At 57.1% G+C, this 18,375-nt stretch carries 20 protein-coding genes; 8 read left to right on the top strand and 12 right to left on the bottom strand.

Annotation, left to right across the window (positions count from 1 at the left end):
• Nucleotides 1–20 precede the first annotated feature (20 nt).
• From nusB to HFN16_RS03025, 12 genes are all read right to left on the bottom strand, one after another.
• Nucleotides 21–461: a transcription antitermination factor NusB gene (gene nusB, locus HFN16_RS03080; protein ID WP_168889298.1), complete on the bottom strand. Its 441-nt coding sequence runs from the start codon at nt 459–461 to the stop codon at nt 21–23.
• 3 nt (nt 462–464) lie between these two features.
• Nucleotides 465–935 (bottom strand): 6,7-dimethyl-8-ribityllumazine synthase, encoded by a 471-nt coding sequence (gene ribE, locus HFN16_RS03075; RefSeq protein WP_168892244.1) that lies wholly within the window; start codon nt 933–935, stop codon nt 465–467.
• Between the two features lie 111 nt (nt 936–1,046).
• A complete protein-coding gene (locus HFN16_RS03070) occupies nt 1,047–2,258 on the bottom strand; it encodes a bifunctional 3,4-dihydroxy-2-butanone-4-phosphate synthase/GTP cyclohydrolase II (RefSeq protein ID WP_168889297.1) in 1,212 nt (403 codons plus the stop codon).
• A gap of 230 nt (nt 2,259–2,488) precedes the next feature.
• A complete protein-coding gene (locus HFN16_RS03065) occupies nt 2,489–3,787 on the bottom strand; it encodes a diguanylate cyclase (protein ID WP_168889296.1) in 1,299 nt (432 codons plus the stop codon).
• A gap of 193 nt (nt 3,788–3,980) precedes the next feature.
• Nucleotides 3,981–4,712, bottom strand: a complete 732-nt coding sequence (locus tag HFN16_RS03060) for a glycosyltransferase (protein WP_168889295.1) — start codon at nt 4,710–4,712, stop codon at nt 3,981–3,983.
• Between the two features lie 533 nt (nt 4,713–5,245).
• Entirely contained in the window at nt 5,246–5,434 is a 189-nt protein-coding gene (locus tag HFN16_RS03055) for a hypothetical protein (protein WP_168889294.1), read from the bottom strand.
• Nucleotides 5,435–5,593: 159 nt separating this feature from the next.
• The gene (locus HFN16_RS03050) at nt 5,594–6,256 is read right to left on the bottom strand and encodes a riboflavin synthase (protein WP_168889293.1); all 663 of its coding nucleotides are present in this window, start codon (nt 6,254–6,256) and stop codon (nt 5,594–5,596) included.
• Nucleotides 6,257–6,323: 67 nt separating this feature from the next.
• A complete protein-coding gene (ribD, locus tag HFN16_RS03045; RefSeq protein ID WP_247648422.1) occupies nt 6,324–7,463 on the bottom strand; it encodes a bifunctional diaminohydroxyphosphoribosylaminopyrimidine deaminase/5-amino-6-(5-phosphoribosylamino)uracil reductase RibD in 1,140 nt (379 codons plus the stop codon).
• A complete protein-coding gene (locus tag HFN16_RS03040; RefSeq protein WP_168889292.1) occupies nt 7,435–7,893 on the bottom strand; it encodes a cytidine/deoxycytidylate deaminase family protein in 459 nt (152 codons plus the stop codon). The genes ribD and HFN16_RS03040 overlap by 29 nt, the downstream gene beginning before the upstream one ends.
• Nucleotides 7,894–7,985: 92 nt before the next feature.
• Nucleotides 7,986–8,135, bottom strand: a complete 150-nt coding sequence (locus tag HFN16_RS03035) for a hypothetical protein (RefSeq protein ID WP_168889291.1) — start codon at nt 8,133–8,135, stop codon at nt 7,986–7,988.
• 9 nt (nt 8,136–8,144) lie between these two features.
• The gene (locus HFN16_RS03030; RefSeq protein ID WP_168889290.1) at nt 8,145–8,753 is read right to left on the bottom strand and encodes an ABC transporter substrate-binding protein; all 609 of its coding nucleotides are present in this window, start codon (nt 8,751–8,753) and stop codon (nt 8,145–8,147) included.
• A gap of 261 nt (nt 8,754–9,014) precedes the next feature.
• Nucleotides 9,015–9,230, bottom strand: a complete 216-nt coding sequence (locus tag HFN16_RS03025; protein ID WP_168889289.1) for a zinc ribbon domain-containing protein — start codon at nt 9,228–9,230, stop codon at nt 9,015–9,017.
• Between the two features lie 288 nt (nt 9,231–9,518).
• On the opposite strand from HFN16_RS03025, the gene HFN16_RS03020 reads away from it, so the two are divergent.
• The 8 genes from HFN16_RS03020 to gltX all read left to right on the top strand — a co-directional run bounded on the left by HFN16_RS03020 (nt 9,519) and on the right by gltX (nt 18,287).
• Nucleotides 9,519–10,010 (top strand): Spy/CpxP family protein refolding chaperone, encoded by a 492-nt coding sequence (locus HFN16_RS03020; protein ID WP_168889288.1) that lies wholly within the window; start codon nt 9,519–9,521, stop codon nt 10,008–10,010.
• A gap of 170 nt (nt 10,011–10,180) precedes the next feature.
• A complete protein-coding gene (locus tag HFN16_RS03015; protein ID WP_168889287.1) occupies nt 10,181–10,996 on the top strand; it encodes a DUF4405 domain-containing protein in 816 nt (271 codons plus the stop codon).
• Between the two features lie 24 nt (nt 10,997–11,020).
• Nucleotides 11,021–12,832 carry an ATP-binding protein gene (locus HFN16_RS03010; protein WP_168889286.1) on the top strand — a complete coding sequence of 604 codons (1,812 nt, stop codon included), beginning with the start codon at nt 11,021–11,023 and terminating at the stop codon, nt 12,830–12,832.
• A gap of 165 nt (nt 12,833–12,997) precedes the next feature.
• A complete protein-coding gene (locus tag HFN16_RS03005) occupies nt 12,998–14,395 on the top strand; it encodes a sigma-54 dependent transcriptional regulator (protein ID WP_168889285.1) in 1,398 nt (465 codons plus the stop codon).
• Nucleotides 14,396–14,414: 19 nt separating this feature from the next.
• Complete coding sequence (locus tag HFN16_RS03000) at nt 14,415–15,041, top strand: MBL fold metallo-hydrolase (RefSeq protein ID WP_168889284.1); 627 nt, start codon at nt 14,415–14,417, stop codon at nt 15,039–15,041.
• A 117-nt stretch (nt 15,042–15,158) separates the two neighbouring features.
• Nucleotides 15,159–16,226 carry an HDOD domain-containing protein gene (locus tag HFN16_RS02995; protein WP_168889283.1) on the top strand — a complete coding sequence of 356 codons (1,068 nt, stop codon included), beginning with the start codon at nt 15,159–15,161 and terminating at the stop codon, nt 16,224–16,226.
• Between the two features lie 109 nt (nt 16,227–16,335).
• On the top strand, nt 16,336–16,560 hold the full coding sequence (locus HFN16_RS02990) for a NifU family protein (RefSeq protein ID WP_168889282.1): 225 nt from the start codon (nt 16,336–16,338) through the stop codon (nt 16,558–16,560).
• Between the two features lie 329 nt (nt 16,561–16,889).
• Nucleotides 16,890–18,287: a glutamate--tRNA ligase gene (gltX, locus tag HFN16_RS02985; RefSeq protein WP_168889281.1), complete on the top strand. Its 1,398-nt coding sequence runs from the start codon at nt 16,890–16,892 to the stop codon at nt 18,285–18,287.
• Nucleotides 18,288–18,375: the final 88 nt, after the last annotated feature.

Genomic DNA, 18,375 nt, shown 5'->3' with positions numbered 1-18,375 from the left:
GTGTTGTTCCGTTAAAACGTCTACTTCTTGAGCGTCTTGGCCGCGCCGTCGAGGATGCCGTTGACGAACCCGCGGGACTTGCCGTCGCCGAAGGTCTTGGACAACTCGATGGCCTCATTGATGGCGGCCTTGACCGGAATGTCGGTAAACATCATCTCGTAGAGCGAAAGTCGCAGGATGAAAAGTTCCATCAAAGCGATGCGCTCAATCTTCCAGTGCTGGGAGTGGGTCTCGATGGTCTTGTCGATCTCAGCCTTCTTGGCTTCGACACCCATGACCAGATCGCGGGCGAACTCACGTGCGGTCTCGGATTCCTGCTCCATCACCAACGGGTTGACGTCGAAGAAGGTTTCCATGTCCATGTCCGCGTCGCGGAAATGGGTCCCGTAGAGCACCTGAAATGCAAGGGTGCGTCCCACCCTGCGGATGCCGGGCCTGTTGCCCTTTTTGTTACCGGCCATGGATTAGAGCTGCTCCAGCACACGAATGGTTTCGAGCAGGGCGGAAGCTGCTTCAACGCCCTTGTTGCCAGCCTTGGAACCAGCGCGCTCAATGGCCTGGTCCAGAGAATCGCAGGTCAGCAGACCGAAGCCCATGGGGACGCCGGATTCCATGCTGGCCTGGGCAACGCCCTTAGCACATTCGTTGCAGACGTAGTCGAAGTGGGGAGTAGCGCCGCGGATGACAGCACCCAGAACGACAACGCCGTCATATTCGCCGGACTTGGCGAGCTTCTGAGCAGCGATGGGCAGCTCAAAGGCACCGGGTAGTCGGATCAGAGTCAGGTTTTCTTCGCTGCCGCCGTGGCGGACGAAGTAATCGGTGGCGCCGGAAACGAGGCGATCAACGATGAAATCGTTGAAGCGGGCGGCCACGATGGCGATTTTAAGACCCTGAGCGTTAAGCTGTCCTTCGATGGTCTTCACGGGCATGATAGTATCTCCCTATTATTATGATATATGCGGTGTTTTAAATTACCAGTTCTATAAAAGTCAAATACCGGCGACGTCCAAAAGGATCGTCGCCGGTGAATCAACTGTCTATGATTAATCTTCGTCGGCCTTGATCATGTGGTCCATCTTGTCGCGCTTGGTCTTGAGATACTTTTCGTTGATCTCGCAAGCACCGACTTCGATGGGCACACGCTCAACAACCTTGAGGCCGTAACCTTCGAGGCCGACCATCTTCTTGGGGTTGTTGGTCATGAGTCGCATGTTGGACACGCCGAGGGATACCAGAATCTGTGCGCCGGTACCGTACTCGCGCATATCCGGCGGAAAGCCGAGTTTCACGTTGGCTTCGACAGTGTCGTAGCCCTGATCCTGCAGGTGGTACGCCTTGATCTTGTTGCCGAGGCCGATGCCACGGCCTTCCTGGCGCATGTAGACGAGCACGCCCTTGCCTTCGTTGCGGATCATGCACATGGCGTCGGACAGCTGGGGGCCGCAGTCGCAGCGCAGAGAACCGAACACGTCACCGGTCAGGCACTCGGAGTGCACGCGGACCAGGGTCGGATCGTCAGGGGTGATGTCGCCCATGTACAGCGCGATGTGAGTCTTGCCGTCGGCTTCGGAATGGAAGGCGGCGGACTTGAAGTCGCCCCAGCGGGTGGGCAGGTTGGCCTCGGCCACCTTCTCCACGGACTGGCCGCCAAACTTCATGCGGTAGGCGATGAGGTCGGCAACGGAGCAGATCTTGAGGTCGTGCTTCTTGGCGTAAATTTCGAGGTCGGGCATACGAGCCATGGTGCCATCTTCGTTCATGATCTCGCAGATGACGCCTGCGGGCTTGAAGCCTGCCAGACGGGCGATGTCGGTGCCGCCTTCGGTCTGACCAGCGCGGACAAGAACGCCGCCGTCTTTGGCGCGGAGCGGGAAGATGTGGCCCGGGGTGACGATGGATTCGGGACCGGCGCCATCAGCCACGGCAGCCAGAATCGTGGTGGCACGGTCAGCGGCGGAGATGCCGGTGGTGACGCCTTCACGGGCTTCGATGGAAATGGTGAAGTTGGTGCCGAAACCGGACTCGTTCTTCTGTGCCATGAGTTCCAGGCCGAGGGCATCGGCCATGTGGTTGCTCATGGGCAGACAGATAAGGCCACGGCCATGGGTAGCCATGAAGTTGATGATTTCAGGGGTTACCGCTTCTGCGGCGCAGACGAGATCACCTTCGTTTTCGCGGTCCTCGTCATCCACCATGATGATCATTTTGCCTTGGCGGATATCCTCAATGGCTTCTTCAATAGTGCACAGTGCCATGCTCATTACCTCGTAAAAATATTTGCCCGCGATCGGTGGAATCTCAATGATCGATCTCCGCCCGCGCGGAACCAAACTACTTATCGTAAATGCCCGTGTCGGGAAAGAGGAAATTTACGGGCAAAAACGGTCGTCAAATCAAGCAGATATAGCGGCTTGTCGCAAAAAGGCCTTCACCGCGAAGGTTGCGACCACGGCATAGGTAGTCACTTTGGGCGGTTTGGCAAGGGCTACTTGAGCTTGAGCTGGGTCTCGCTGCTGGGGACATGGACCTCTATGCGGTTGCGGCCTTCTGCCTTGGCCCGGTACAGGGCACGGTCCGCATTCTGGATGAGCTTGTCCTTCATGTTGCCGCCCTTGGAGCGGAGCGGTTCGATGTCGGCCACGCCCGCGCTGATGGTGACGCGCACTTCGGGGCCGTCCATGACCATGTCGTTGACCTCGATGACATTGCGCAGCTTTTCGGCTGCCTGTCTTGCCTCCGGTGCCGTCTGGGAAGGGATGAGGATGGCGAACTCTTCTCCGCCGTATCGGGCGAGGATGTCTGAGGTGCGGATGTTGGCATTGAGCAGTCGGGCCACTTCCTTGAGGACCATGTCGCCGACGGGGTGTCCGTAGGTGTCGTTGACCTTCTTGAAGTGGTCGATGTCTATCAGGATCAGGGACAGGGTGGAGCCGTACCGTCGCGCCCGGTCCACTTCCTCGTCAAACCGGCGGAAGAAATGGCGTCGGTTGGACAGCCCGGTCAGTTCGTCGGTAACAGCCAGAACAGCAAGCTTTTCCTGAGCGAGGTAGAGTTGCTTTCGCAGGCGCAGGGAGAAGAAAGAGAAGGTCCCCAGAAGCAGTACCGTGGTCACGACTATGAGGCCAATGATGATGTGCTGGTTGGACCGCATGGCGTTTTTGACTTGTGTGATGTCCTTGGCCACGGAGATTCCGCCGCGCACGTCGCCCAATTTGTAATTCTGCTTGGCGTGACAGGGCAGGCAGTCCTGCGTGACAATCAGTGGGGCCATGTAGCGGAAGTAGGTCTTGCCGTCGCGTTCTTCCTCGGTGAAGGCCTCATCCTTGCCGCGCGAGAATTCTTCCAGCGCCTTTCGCTCGAATATGTCGGGCGTGTTGCCGGGGTTGAGCGGATTGAGACTGGTGATGCGGTACTGGAACAGGGAGTGGCGGTCTGCCAGTTCGGAAATTTCACGGGTCATCATGGCCGGATTGCGCTTGGTCAAGATGCGTCCGTCCTTGGTGACGATTTCGGGATTCTCCAGATACGGATTGGTCTCTACGCCCGGCTTTTTCTCGACGTACACGCCGCCGTGCATGGCATTCCACATGCGGGTCAGCACGATGCTTTGGAAGATGGCGCGTGCGTCGGTCTTGATCTGATCCTGAATCAGTTGCTTGTCATGAACATAGACACCGGCATAGAGGCCGGTCACGAAAATGGTGACCAGCAGGCTTACCTGGATCATGTACTGCACCCATCTGTGTTTGGTGCGGGAGCGGGAGGTGGGCGGTGTGTCCGTCATGTGTCAGTCGCTATTCAGGGTTTCGCAAGTTGCCAGAATCAAAAAGGCAATTCTCTTGTTCCGTCTCATAACCCTATATCATGACGGGCTTTGTGGGGAAGTATAACTTGGTCGATGCTGCAACAAAGTACCGGCCCGACGCGCTGGTGACGTCGGACCGGTTTTGCCTATGGCTCTGTTATTAAACAGATATCTATGCGCGAACCGAGCTGAGGGCGGGAGCCATGGGCCGCCCGAGTCCCGTTGCCGGGACGCCCCGTTCGTTGGCGAGCCTGTCGAGCAGGTTCATCTGTCTGCGTGAGAGCGCGCTGTTGTCGAGGTTGCGCCCTGCATCGTAGACGCCGACGATTTCCTCCACCACCGTGAGACTGTGGGCGCGTCGGTGCCACTTGCGAATGTTGAGATAGTCGGCTTCGTACTTGCCCTGGAAGAGCCAGCCACCGCAGCGTTCCACCAGTCGGCGGGAGACGCACAGGTTGAGCGGGTCGATGTTGCCCTGACGCACCAGAGAACCTTCGTCCTCCACCGGCAGATACGGCTTGTCAAAGGCAAGCTGCGTGTCGATGCGACCGATGACCATCTCCGCGTCGAAGTGACGCATGTACAGTCGGAGTGTGTACGGCTTGATGACGTTGTCATCGTCCAGAAAGATGAGCTTCTCGCCGCCAGCGACCTTGAGTAGGGTCTGGCGGATGCCGTTGCCCCAGTCGTTGTCCCGGGGCAGGTTGAAGCATTGCAGTGGATAGGCGGACTGCGGGCGAGTGCCCTTGACGCCGTCAAAGCCTATGATGATTTCCAGTTGTCCCAGTTCCAGCCCGGCGAACCGGCCAGCCTTTTCCACGGATGAAACCGCTTGTTGTAAAGCCTTGGGCCGCTTACCGGTGGAAGGGATGATGATCGAAAAGAGTATGCCGTCCCTGGCCATGATCTTCTCTCCCTCCCCGCGATCCTTGCGGGTTTGTAAGGGTAGCTCCCCAGCCCCCTGATATTTCAAATTGGCAGCCGGGTATATTTCGGCTGTTCACGAGTCGTATCGGACGGGTTTAAGGGAATCTTTAGAGGGTGTGGGTGTTTTTTTTGAGAAGAGGTAAGGAAGGCCGCCCTGAGCGGGCGGCGGTTATATGTAAGATGCGCGCTTTGCAAGCGCGAGAGCCGTCGCTTTCGCTCCTCCATGTCCTGCGCGGACGGCGGTTCTTTTTTGGCTGAGCCGCCCCAAAAAAGAACGAAAAAAGCGCGGCTTTTGATCGCCCCGCTGCCCCGTCGGGCGAGAATCTGATCCAGATAGTCAGCCTTGGGGTGCGCTGCGCGACTTGTCGCTGCCGATAGTTGTTCGGGTTCGGCGGCTAACGATCTGGTCAGCTTCTATGCACGATGGGGCTTAATGCTGAATCCGGTCTTTGTATGTTTAAGCAAAAGAATGCTAAAGGCGCTCAATGACTTCGATCTCCACACGAAGACCTACACCAGCCCTTGATTCAAGCGGCTTAGAAACTGACCAAGCGACAGGCAGCGTCTTGTTTTGATTGTGGCGAAGCGCAGCGAAGCATCACAAGCAAAAAGCTGCCAGCTTGGATCAGATTCTTGCCGACGAATCACGAGGCGGCCAAGCAACTCAAGCGCGTTTTTTGCTTCATTTTTGTCGCGCAAGACAAAAAGAAGTCGGCCTTCAGGGCCGAACCCCTCTTCCGTCTATCGCGGCTGATAAGCCGCCTCCAATTTTGATTTCTGCCTTTCCCTATCTCAAACAAAAAAGCCGCCCCAAAAGGGCGGCCTTCCATAATTCTTCAGCTTCATCAAAGAAAGAAACTAGAATCCATGCTCACGCAAGTAATCCATCGTGATCTTGGACTGCTTTGCTTCTTCCTTGGAACCGCCACCAACCCAAGGGGCGACCATTCTTTCAACATACTTACCGATAACATCAGTCTCCATGTTGACGTTGCGGCCGGCAACCCAACCGGAGATGGTGGTGGCTTTCTGGGTCTCGGGGATGATGTTCACTTCGAGCCAGTCAGGACCGCAGGCGTTCACTGTCAGGGAAATACCGTCCAGCGCAACGGATCCCTTGGGGATGACGTATTTGCCGTGAGCGGTATCAAAGGACAGCTTGTAGATGTTGGATTCACCGGCAGGGCGAACCTCTGCCACCTGTGCGAGGGCGTCGACGTGGCCGGAGACGATGTGCCCGCCAAAGCGGTCGCCCATGGCCATGGCGCGTTCGAGGTTGGCGGTGGAGCCGATCTTGAGTTCACCCAGTGAGGTGACGGACATGGTCTCGCGGGATGCGTAGGCCGTGAACCAGTTGTCGCCAAAGGTCTCTACCGTGAGACAGACACCGTTGACCGCAATGGATTCGCCCAGCTCGATCTCCGGGAGATCGAACAGTGCCTTGATGCGGAAGCGGGTTTCGGCGCCGCGATTATCGGCGGCCTCGATGCGGCCCATGCCCATGACGAGTCCTGTGAACATAATTACCTCGTAAAAGTTGCGTTGGCCGGGTTGTAGCAGGGAGCGGCGCGGGTGTAAATCGCGCCGGCTACTGCGGCATGAGGACCAGCATCATGTCCTTGCCGGTGCGCTCTGAGCGGGAAATACGGTAGTTGATCGCGTCGGCCATGCGGGCCTCGCCTCGACCGGAATAAGCGGCCGGAGCTGCATCGTCGCCAAGAATGCGCGGCGTCACGAAATGCACGATCTCGTCAGCCACAGACTGGGCAGCGCATTGCATGGCCAGCCCGCCACCGCCTTCTACCAATGTATAGTGGCAACCGATCTCGGCGCGCAGTCGCTCAAAACCGACAGAAAGCTTCAACTCTCCCGGTTCACCGGGCAGTGGCCAGACGCGGGTGCCTCGCTCTCGAAGTTTGTCAGCCAGAGGGGTGCGGGCCGTTTCATTATCGGTGAAGAAGATGGTCCGCTCCGGTCGGTCGCAGAGGATGGTGTAGTCGTTTGGTTCCTCTGGCAGATTGGAGGTGACGATCACTGCGTAGGGCTGCTCGAAATTATCGTCCAGATTGTCCAGTCGACAGGTGAGGCTCGGATTGTCTGCGCGGAAAGTCCCGCCGCCGACCACCACGGCATCGACCATGGACCGGAGCAGGTGTACCCGGTTGAAGGATTCCGGGCAGGAAACGGGCTCGGGCACGCGGTGACGCGAGGCGATCTTGCCGTCCAGCGTCGCGGCCATCTTGACGATGTTGTAGGTGGAGTGGGAATGCTGCCAGAGCAGGAAATCCGCGATGAGGTCCTTGCACTCCTGTTCGAGTACACCGGTCTCCACGCTGATACCGTGCTTCTCCAGCTTCTCCACGCCGCCAGCGGCCACGGGGTTGGGGTCGCGAGTGCCGATGAACACCTTGGCGATACCCGCCTCGATGATGGCCTCGGTGCAGGGCGGCGTCTTGCCGTGATGATTGCACGGCTCAAGGGTGACGTACATGGTCATGCCGGTGGGATCGATGCCCTTGGCGCGGGCAGTGGCCAGACATTCGCGCTCAGCGTGGAGCGCACCGTAGCGGGTATGCCAGCCGCCAGCCACGATAAAGCCTTCCTTGTCCACCAGCACGGCTCCCACGCAGGGATTGGGCGCAGTGGCACCACGTCCCTTGCGCGCCAGATCAATGGCGCAGGCCATGTGGTCTTCGTGGCTAGCTGTAGTCGCCCTGCATGTATACATAGTTCACTCCGGCCTCATCGAGCATGGCCTCGGACAGTTCGTCAGGGTAGTTCTCGGAAAAATAGATGTTCTGGACTTCGCAGTTGATCAGCATCTTGGTGCAGAGAATGCACGGCTTGGTGGTGCAGTAGATATCGCATCCCTTGAGATCGAGGCTGTGCGTGGCTGCCTGAATTATGACGTTCTGCTCGGCGTGAAGGCCGCGGCAAAGCTCGTGGCGCTCGCCGGATGGGATACCCATCTTGTCACGAATGCAGCCCACGTCTTCACAGTGGGCGATATTGGTGGGCACACCGTTGTAGCCGGTGGCCAGGACGCGTTTGTCCTTGACGGCAATGGCGCCTACGGCGCGGCGGGTGCAGGTGGAGCGTTGCGCCACAAGGTGGGCGATGCGCATGAAATAGTCGGGCCAGGGTAATCTTTCGTGCATGGTTATTCCTTCAATACACATTGGTGATTCGATGAGGAAAAGACCTACCACTTCTTGCCGCGAAAGGAAACGGCCAGGAAATGGCCGAAAAGTTAGAGTGTTGGGCGGAAATACTTGGATACGATCTGCTGGTATCGTGACATGCCGGTGGCATCCGGCTTTTGAATCTTCTTGAATGACTGCCTGAGGCTTTCGATCAAAGAGTCGTCTGTCTCCACGTTGAAACCGATGGACAACTCCACCGACCTCAATTAAAGGACCATCTCAAAGTCATTGGGGTTCACGTTCTCTTCAAGCATGAGGTAGAAGGCGGAGGACTTGGGAAAGACCAGCAAGTCGATCTCGCCGCCAACGAGCAGGTCTATGGCATTGATGTTGTCCGTGAGCCGGAAGGCCTTCTCAAGGTCGAGTTTCTGCATGTGTGCGACCTTTTCTGATCCGCTATTCACAATGGTGCCGACGCGGTATTGATTGGCATCGCTTACGGAGTTCAGCTCAATATTGCTGCTCTTGGCGGCAAGGAAACCCATGGTAGAGGTATAAATGGGGCCGATCCACTTGAACATGCTGTCGCGTTCTGTCGTACGCATGGTGCCCAAAATGATACCGCCTGGAGTTTCGGTGGCAAGGAGGATTGCATCCTTAAGCGGGAAGAGCTGTGCGTCGCCAGTCTCGAAGTGGATGCCGTTGTCAGCCATGATCTCAATCAGTACGTCGCCGATGATACCGGATGGCAGGCCGTCCTTGACGTCCTTCACCGGCGGGAGGTTGTTGGTCCACACTTTGAACTCCCCGGCCTGAGCACCAAGGGGAAGAATAATTGCGAATACGAGTATTGCTAATCTGACAATGAAGGACATGGTTCCACTTCTATCCCATAAAGCGACTATGTCGCAATAGTTACTGGTTTTATTTAAGGCTGTGTTTGTGAGGCCGAGCGCGTTCCCCCATCCATTCCTCAAGGGCTTACTGACGCATTCGCATCACTGTAGAATTGTTATCTCCAGCGGATATCATGGGCTATTATATTGCTTGTCGCCTATACAAAAGAAAAGGGATTGTCCTCACGGACAATCCCTGAAAAATGATGCGTCCCGGACCGGGACAGCGTGTTAAATGCCTCAGCCGCCACCGCCGCAGCCACCGCCCATGGGGGGCATGGCGCCGAGGTCCGGCATGCCGCCGCCAGAGCCTTCGGTCTGCACGGCGCAGGCACTCATGAGCTTGGCGACCTTCTCGGATTTACATTTGGGACACGGAGGCACGGCTTCCTGGCTGGAGACCAGTTCCTCGAACTCGTGGCCGCACTCTTCGCATTTGTATTCATAGATGGGCATACAGGTATTCCTCCCTTGCTATTGATGTGGCTGATGCACACCAAATGCGACTTCTTTGCACATTGTCAAGGAAACAGGCTTGCACTCGTTACACAAAATGTGCAAAAGTCTGTGCATGGTGTTGCACAAAAAAAGTGCTTTTGTTCTTTGAAAAGTGATGTTGATTCTTAAATATCAGTTGGTTACCTGTTTGGCACAGGGTGTGCTTGTTGATTGGTGAAAGAAGCGAAAACACACTCCTTCTTCTTCCTTCTGCAAGAAACCTTTTACGTATATAGGAGATTACCAATGACTAAAAAGAACATCACCATCACAGCATTGGCTGCCGTCCTCGTTATGGCTATGGCTGCTTTTTCTTTCGCCGGACCCGGCTATGGCAAGGGCTATGGACGCGGTTGCGGAGGCAACGGCTATGGCAACTCTCTTTACAGCCAGCTGACCCCTGAGAAGCAGGCTGCCGTGGACAAGATTTATGAAAAGTACTTCGGCCAGTTCCAGGAGCTTCGCACTGAGATGTGGACCAAGCACTCCACTCTGCAGGCCATGATCAACGGCGGAAACGCTGATGAGAAGGCGATTGGCAAGCTGACTGCTGATATTTCCAAGCTGCGCGACAAGATGGTCGATACCCGCCAGAACATGGCTGCCGAACTGGAAAAGGAAACCGGTGTCGTGGTTGGTAACGGCTTCGGCTCCTGCCCCCGATACGGTCAGGAATCCTGCCCAGGTTATGGCTCCGGTCAGGGTCGCGGTATGGGCCAGGGACAAGGCATGTACTAAAAAACTTTTCCGATAACCCCGGAAAACAGGATAAGGCGGGGCGGCTTTTCACGGGGAAAGGCCGCCCCGTTGTGATGTGAAAATAATGGACCGCAAGGTTGTGACGAAACAGCAATACTGACAGTGCCCGTCGTGAGGGAGACGGGAAACCCCATAACCCGGAGACCGTAATGCTTCGAAAAATCACATCTCTGACCAGCTTCATTTCCTTCATCGTCACGCTCATCACCAGCGTGGTGCTCTATGTCGTGCCCCAAGGCCGTGTCGCCTACTGGGCCGATTGGCATCTTATGGGCCTTTCCAAGGAACAGTGGGGTGACATCCATATCACCGTGGGAACTCTGTTCCTCGTGATGTTGTTCATCCACCTTTGGCTGAACTGGAAGCCCATCATGTCCTACATGAAAAACAAATCCCGCGAGATGGTGGTCATGACTGCGCCCATGATTATCAGCGTGCTCCTCACTCTTTTTGTTGCCGTGGGCACGCTCTTCCATCTTCCCCCCATGCAGCAGCTGCTGGATCTGGGGGCCTCCATCAAGGATGCCGCCGCAGAGACCTATGGCAATCCTCCCTATGGTCATGCAGAGCTCAGCCCTCTCAAGAAATTTTGCGGTTTCCTCGGTTTTGATGCCAAGGAAGCTCTGGCTGCCTTGCAACAGGCTGGCTATGAAGGGGTGACCCTTGAATCAAGGATTGTGGATATCGCCGCCTCCAAGGGCGTGAGCCCGCAACAGGTGCTCAATACGATTCGCGGCGCACTGGGTGGAGATCCCTTCGCCGGACTGCCGGCCATGCCGCCGGAAGGTACGGGCAAGCTCCGGTTCGCCGATCTCTGTACCTCTTTTGGCCTGCCTTTGGACGATGCGCTGAGCAAGCTGGCATCCCTTTCCATTCAGGCTGATGGAGACATGACAATGAAGGAAATCGGCAACAAGAACGGCATCAGCCCCAAGGAAGTATACAACGCCCTACGCGCCAAGTAGCAGGGCATAACGGAACGGAAGTTTATGGAAGTCCACTCCATCGGCAAGGAAAAAGGGCCTCTGGTGGCCCTTGTTCTGGCACTCATCGTGCTGGGTATCGGCAGTCTGTATCTGACGTGGCGGTCCATCGCGCACCAGCGCGAAATCGTCGAGGACCACATGATCATGACAGGCTCGTCCATCCTGCGTGGAGTGGACAACAATCTGAGCCGCATCATGCGTTCTTTGCGCATGAATCCGCAGGCCGTTCCCCTGTTTCCGGCCATGGCCGAGGAGCTTTTCACAGAACTCGCCTCCTCGGAAGATATCATGTTCATCACCCTGTACGGTGATGAAGGCCGTCCCATCGTTACTTCTGAAAGCGACAAGACCAAGCCCTCCATCAATCTGCCTGAGAACGTGACCCAGAATGTGGAAGCGGGCCGCGCCTGGCACGTCATGGCCGAATACGACAAGCATGATGTATTGATCTCCGGCCTCAAGGTGCAGCCCGGCATTTCCTCCCTCCTCGCGGGTGAAGTTCCGCGCGGCATGGGGATGGGCATGCGTCACGGCAAAGGGCAGGGTAAAGGCCGGGAAGAGAACGGCTTTACGGACGACCACGTCTACCTCGTAGTGGGGTTCAACGCGGAAAAGCATCTGGCCCAGTTTCGCCAGTACCGTCGCGCCGCCACCTATCAGACCGGTTACGTTTTTCTCGCAGCCGTAGTGCTCTGGTCTCTGGCCTTCGCCTATCTTCGTCGTCGTGGCGAGGGACGCAGGCTGATCCGGATGGAACGCTTCCAGAACAAGCTGCTCGACAACATGCCCGACGGCATCGTCACCCTGTCCGAGACAGGGGAGATCATGGCCGCCAACCATTCGGCCAAGCGTCTTCTTTCGCCAAAGGACGAGGACGGTGTGCCGGAAATCCTCGGCGCGAACTGGCAGGCTCTTCCCTTTGGTCGTGAGACCGGAGAGTCTCCGGAGTCCGCCGATTACCAGTGGCAGCAGTTCGACTATCAGGGCCGTCAGTTGGAAATCCTCTCGCTGCCCTTCCAGGAGCAGGGCGAGGACGATGCCTCTGATTTGGGCCAGAAGCTGGTGCTCATCCGTGACCGTACCGAGTTGCGCTCCCTTGAGGAAGATTTGAACGAGGCCAAGCGACTGGCCGCCATCGGCTCCCTGGCTGCAGGCGTGGCCCATGAGGTGCGCAACCCCTTAAGCTCCCTGCGCGGGTTTGCCCAACTCTTCGCCAACAAGCTCAAGGGACAGGCGCCCCTCGATCAGTACGCCACCACCATGGTGCAGGAGGCGGACCGCCTCAACCGCGTAGTCACGGACCTGCTGTATCTGGCTCGCCCGCGTCGTCTTGATCCCATGTCTCTTGATCTGGCTGAACTGGGCGATTCCATCAAGCAGCTCATGCGTTTTGATTTCGAGACCAAGCAGGCCGAACCTTTGTTCGACTTCGGCGCGGAGACGGCCTTTGCCGACCCGGATGCGCTCCGGCAGGTGCTGCTCAATCTGATCTCCAACAGCCTCGACGCCATTGTGGCTTGCGACAAGTGCGACAAGCCCGGCCACGTACGCCTCTTCTCCGAGCGAGATGAAAACGGCGTGTGGGTCATCGTGGAAGATGATGGTCCCGGCCTTGACCCGGAGATGGATGAGGATATTTTCAAGCCCTTTGTTACCGGCAAGAAGACCGGTACCGGACTTGGTCTTGCCATTGTCCAGAATATCATGCGTGCCCACAAGGGACAGGTCGTTGTGGACTCCCAGCCCGGCGAAGGCATGCGCGTGAAGCTCTTCTTCCCGAATGGTGAAACCCCTGCGGAGGGAGAGTTCGAATAAACCGTCGGTGACAACCGGCACATTGCTCTTTGCAGATAAAGTATTCAATCGGCTTACCCATTTCGTAAGCCGTAACGATAAGCAGAGCGGACTCCCTTATTCCCCGACCGCGTGAAGGCGCTGCCAAATAGTTTGGTAAAAGGGGGATGGGAACGGAGGCATCTTATGGATGATAGAATTGTACTGATAGTTGATGATGAGCCGGGTCACCGGATGATGGTTCGTGCCGTGTTGGAAGACGACGGCTGGCAGGTCCTTGAGGCCGACTCAGGTGAGCGCGCTTTGACGGTGCTGGCAGAGGAGGCCGAATCCGACACCTTCCCCGATGTCGCCATGGTCGACATGAAGATGCCGGGTATGGACGGCATGCAGCTGCTCAAGGAATTGCAGGTGCGCCGTCCGGGTATGCCCGTGGTCTTGCTGACTGCCTTTGGCAGCGTCGGCAGCGCCGTGGACGCCATGAAGAAGGGCGCCTTCGACTACCTGACCAAGCCCGCGGACAATGACGAACTGACCGCCGTGCTGAGCAAGGCGTATGAATATCACAAGCTGATCAAAGAGAACGCCCGCCTCAAGGCCGAGGTGAGCAGCGAGCCGGATTTCATCGGTGCGAGTCCCGGCATCGAACGAGTGCGCGATCTGATCGGTCAGGCCGGTCCGAGTGAAGCCACCGTGCTGATCCTTGGTCAGTCCGGTACCGGTAAGGAATTGGTCGCCGAGGGCTTGCATCGTGCAAGCAATCGCGCCAACCGCCCGCTCATCAAGGTCAACTGTGCTGCCTTGCCTGATGACCTGCTGGAAAGTGAACTCTTCGGTTACGAAAAGGGTGCATTTACCGGCGCGGTCAAGGACAAGCCGGGGCGTTTCCAGTTGGCAGACGGTGGTACCCTGTTCCTCGATGAAATCGGTGAAATGCCAGCCGCTTTGCAGGCCAAGCTGCTGCGGGCGCTGCAGGAGAAGACCATCGAACCGCTCGGTTCCGTGCAGACCGTGAAGGTGGACACCCGTATTATCGCGGCCACCAACCGCAATCTCAAGGCCGAGGTCGCGGCGGGACGCTTCCGTGAAGACCTGTACTATCGCCTCGCCGTGCTGGAAATCCGCATTCCGCCCCTGTGCGAGCGCAAGGAAGATCTGCCCCTGCTGGTGAGCTTCCTGCTGCGCCGTCTGGGCAACAAGAATCACAAGATCATCCGTACTGTGACGCCTGCATTCCTGGACGCTTTGTCTGGCTACGACTGGCCGGGCAACGTGCGCGAACTGGAGAACGTGCTGGAGCGCGCATTGATCCTGTCGAGGGCCGATGCGTTGGGTCCCGATCTGTTGCCGCCCCAGATCACCGGCGCCCGCGAGGCCGCCGTGGATATGTCTAACGGTTTTGAGCCGGAAGTGGGCCAGCAGAACATGAGTGCTCCGGCGTCCTTGGAAGAGGCTGAGAAGCTCGCCATCATGCGTGCGCTGGAAGAAAACGGCAACCACCGCGAACGCACGGCAGACGCGCTGGGCATCAGCCGCCGTACCCTCCAGTACAAGCTGAAGAAGTTCGGGTTGACGCGACGCTAGCCGTAAGAGACAAAAAGGCATGTCGCAACTTGCCATAGAAACATTCGTCCTTGGTCCCGACGAGACCAACTGCTATCTGCTGACCAAAGGCAAGGAAGCAGTGGTCATCGACGTGGGGCTGGACCCTACACGCCTTATCGAAAAGATCGAAAAGGAGGGGCTGGACCTCAAAGGGGTCTACCTCACCCATTTTCATCTGGATCATGTCGGCGGTGTGAAAGAGCTGCTGGCCCGGTTCGACGTACCGGTCTACGCCAGCGGTGAGGATGAGTTCCTCAAGGAAATATCGCTTGAAGGTGGGGGAATCCGCGAATTCGTTGAATACGTGGATTTCCCTTTCGAGCATCTTGGGCCGGGCATCCGGACCGTGTTGGGTATGAACATGGTGGTGCTGGACACGCCGGGCCATACGCCGGGCAGTCTGTCTTACTTTTTTCCGGCTGGCGGCTGTGTATTCGTGGGCGATGTCATCTTCATGATCGCGGTGGGCCGCACTGATCTGCCCCGGGGCGATGGGCCGCAGCTTATCGGTTCCATCCGGTCCCGCATTTTCATTCTTCCGGATGAGACGCAGATCTATTCGGGGCATGGCCCAATGACTACCGTGACGCACGAGAAGAACAACAACCCTCATTTCGTGCTGTAGACAAATGCACCGTCACAGGGGCGTCTCGGGCCCTTCTCGATAAACAGCTTTTTCTTCTCTTCGTTTTCTTTTAGAGTAGTAAGGCTCAGGTTGTATAAAACTGAATGGGAAGACAGAATGACGAATGATATAGATGTTTCCGGCGACAAGATTGAGGTGGCGCCCGAGACCGTTGAAGCTGCCAAGAAGCTCCTGAACCGACGATTCAAGTTCATTAAGAATCCGGACGATTCGATCAAGCGGCTTGCCCGTCACGGCGCGGTTTACGTGGCCCGCGACATGACGTTGTATCCCGGGCGATATGCTTCGGACGGCAAGGATATGCCGACACCGGAAGTCACCAAGCTCGATCCGCTGGAAATTTTGCGAAAGGAACACCAGCTTCCTGCCTTGCCGCAGGTCTTTTTGGAATTGCAGCAGGCCATCAATGCCGAGAATACCTCGGCGGACGATCTGGCCGAGATCATCAGTCAGGACCCTAGCCTGACCGCCTTTCTTCTGCGCATGGTCAACTCCGCCTTTTACAGTCTGCCCATGCAGATCGATACCATTTCCCGCGCCGTCACCGTCGTCGGCGTGAATCAGCTCTCTACACTGGCCGTGGGTACCTCGGTCATGTCCCTGTTCAACGACGTGCCTGCCGACGTGCTCGACATGGAGCAGTTCTGGAAGCACTCAGTGGCCTGTGGCCTGATTGCCCGCCGCCTCTGCCGTGTCACGGGCAAGGGCGACCCTGAGCGTGCGTTTGTGGCTGGTTTGCTCCACGATATTGGCCAGCTCATTCTGCTGCAGGCCGAGCCCGAGCGTGCCACCGCGGTGCTGGGCCATGCCCGCAGCAAGGATGTATTGCTTTGGGCCGAGGAGCAGAAGCTCCTTGGATTCGATCACGCCACCCTTGGCGGAATGCTGCTCCGCAAGTGGAATTTCCCCTTCGTACTGGTGAGCGCTGTACTGGATCACCATCAGCCCAAGAAGAGCTACAAGGAGCACGAGCCCGCACTGGTTCACTGCGCCGAGACCATTGCCACCGGCCTTGGGATCGGTTCCAGCGGCGAATACTTCATTCAACCGCCGAACGCGGAAATCTGGGAATCCATGGGACTTACCCCGGATCGCGTGGACGAGATGATCGAAGATCTTGACGAGGAACTGGAAGAGGCCTTCGGCATTCTCATCGAAAGCTAGTTCTCCGGTCTGTTTCACTGGTTTTGCGGTCCGCCCATATAATTGACATGGGACGGCCAAAACCGTACTTGTCTCGCTCCGAACGAAATCAACTATAAGGACATAGATCATGCGTGAAAAAGTCGAAGCCGTGCTTAACAAGGTGCGCCCCATGCTGCAATCCGATGGTGGTGATGTGGAGCTCGTCAACGTGACCGATAAGGGTATTGTTCAGGTCCGTCTGACTGGAGCCTGCAAGGGGTGCCCCATGTCCCAGATGACCCTCAAGAACGGCATCGAGCGCATCGTTCTGAAAGAGCTTCCCGAAGTTAAAGCTGTCGAAGCTGTCGACTAGTTGACCGGCTTTCGATAACGGCACATCCGCGTCGTTGCCGGGCACAATTGAATGCTCGACGTAGCGTTGCTACGCCTCCGCTTCAATTATCCCCGTCGCCTAGCGGCTGTACCACTCTCGTAAGCCTTGCGTTGGGAGAGGGCTGATTTCAAGCTCTAGAAAAAAGATTTTCATATTGTTTTCGTAGCGCTTCGAGCGAAGCGAGCTATAAAAAGTTTTGGAGATTCTTAAGAACCTTTTCCAAAAGGTTCTTAAGCCGTCGGAGAGGCTCTCCGGCGAGGAGGCCCCGCTGGTAAGCGCCGTCGGAGGCACAAAAGGAGATATTTACAATGACCAAGATCGTTTCCCGTTTTGCACCGAGCCCGACCGGCTACCTGCATATTGGCGGTGCCCGTACCGCTCTGTTCTCTTGGCTGCTGGCCCGCGCTGCCGGTGGCGAATTCCGCCTGCGTATCGAAGATACCGACCGTGAACGCTCCACTCAGGAAGCCACGGATGCCATCATCGATTCCATGAAATGGCTGGGTCTGGAGCATGACGGCGAGATCGTCTTCCAGTCCACCCGCGCCGACCGCCACAATGAGGTGATCGATACTCTGATCGAGAACGGCCACGCATACTACTGTCAGTGTTCCAAGGAAGAAGTGGACGCCATGCGTGAGAAGGCCATGAAAGAAGGTCGTAAGCCCAAGTACGACGGCACCTGCCGCGCCAAGGGTCTGACCGAAGGCGTTGTCCGCCTCAAGGCCCCGCTGGAAGGTCACACCGGTTTCGTGGATATGGTCAAGGGCCCCATCAATGTCGAGAACACCGAAATGGATGACATGATCATTCGTCGTTCCGACGGCACCCCGACCTACAACCTGGCCGTGGTGGTCGATGACCACGACATGGGCGTGAACACCGTGCTGCGCGGCGACGACCACGTGAACAACACCCCGCGTCAGATACTGATCTACCGCGCCATGGGTTGGGACGTACCCCAGTTCGGCCACGTTCCCATGATCCTCGGCCCGGACAAGAAGAAGCTTTCCAAACGTCATGGCGCACTGTCCGTCATGGAATACGAAAAGATGGGCTATCTGCCTGAAGCCGTGTGCAACTACCTGGCCCGCCTCGGCTGGTCCCACGGCGATCAGGAACTCTTCACCATGGAAGAGATGGTCAAACTGTTCTCCACCGACAACCTCGGCAAGTCCCCGTCCGTATTCGACCTGACCAAGTTCGAGTGGGTCAACGGACAGTACATGCAGAAGGCCGACCCCAAGCGTCTGGCCGCCATGCTCAGCGACTTCCTGACCCGCGAAGTAGGTGACGAAGAAGCTGCCGATGTCTCTGAAGGCGAGTTCGAAAAGGTGGCACCGCTCCTGCAGCCCCGCGCTAAGTCCATCGTGGATATGCTGGAACAGTCCCGTCCCTTCATCGTGCCTGCAGAGTACCTGCCGTACGATGAGAAGGCCGTGAAGAAGTTCCTGAACGAAGAGACTAAGCCCTACCTCGAAGAGATCGCCGAGCGCATCGAAGCCCTCGACGAGTTCTCCGAGAAGTCCCTCGAAGACCTGCACCGCCAGTTCCTCGAAGACAAGGATATCAAGTTCAAGGTCATCGCCCAGCCCATCCGTGTGGCCATCGTGGGCAAGACCCAGTCTCCCGGCCTGTTCGAGACCATGATGGTGCTCGGCAAGGAGCAGACTCTGGCCCGCATCCGCCGCGCCGTGTCTCTCTAGCTCCGGATCACAGATCAATACAAAGCCCCCACCGAATACGGTGGGGGCTTTTTTTGTGTAATCGGGATTATGTAGGGAATGTACAAAG

The sequence above is a fragment of the Pseudodesulfovibrio sp. zrk46 genome (genome assembly GCF_012516435.1).
In the GTDB taxonomy this organism is placed as follows: domain Bacteria; phylum Desulfobacterota; class Desulfovibrionia; order Desulfovibrionales; family Desulfovibrionaceae; genus Pseudodesulfovibrio.
Note: the sequence above shows the minus strand (reverse complement) of the source record. Positions and strands in the feature narration are given on the sequence as shown.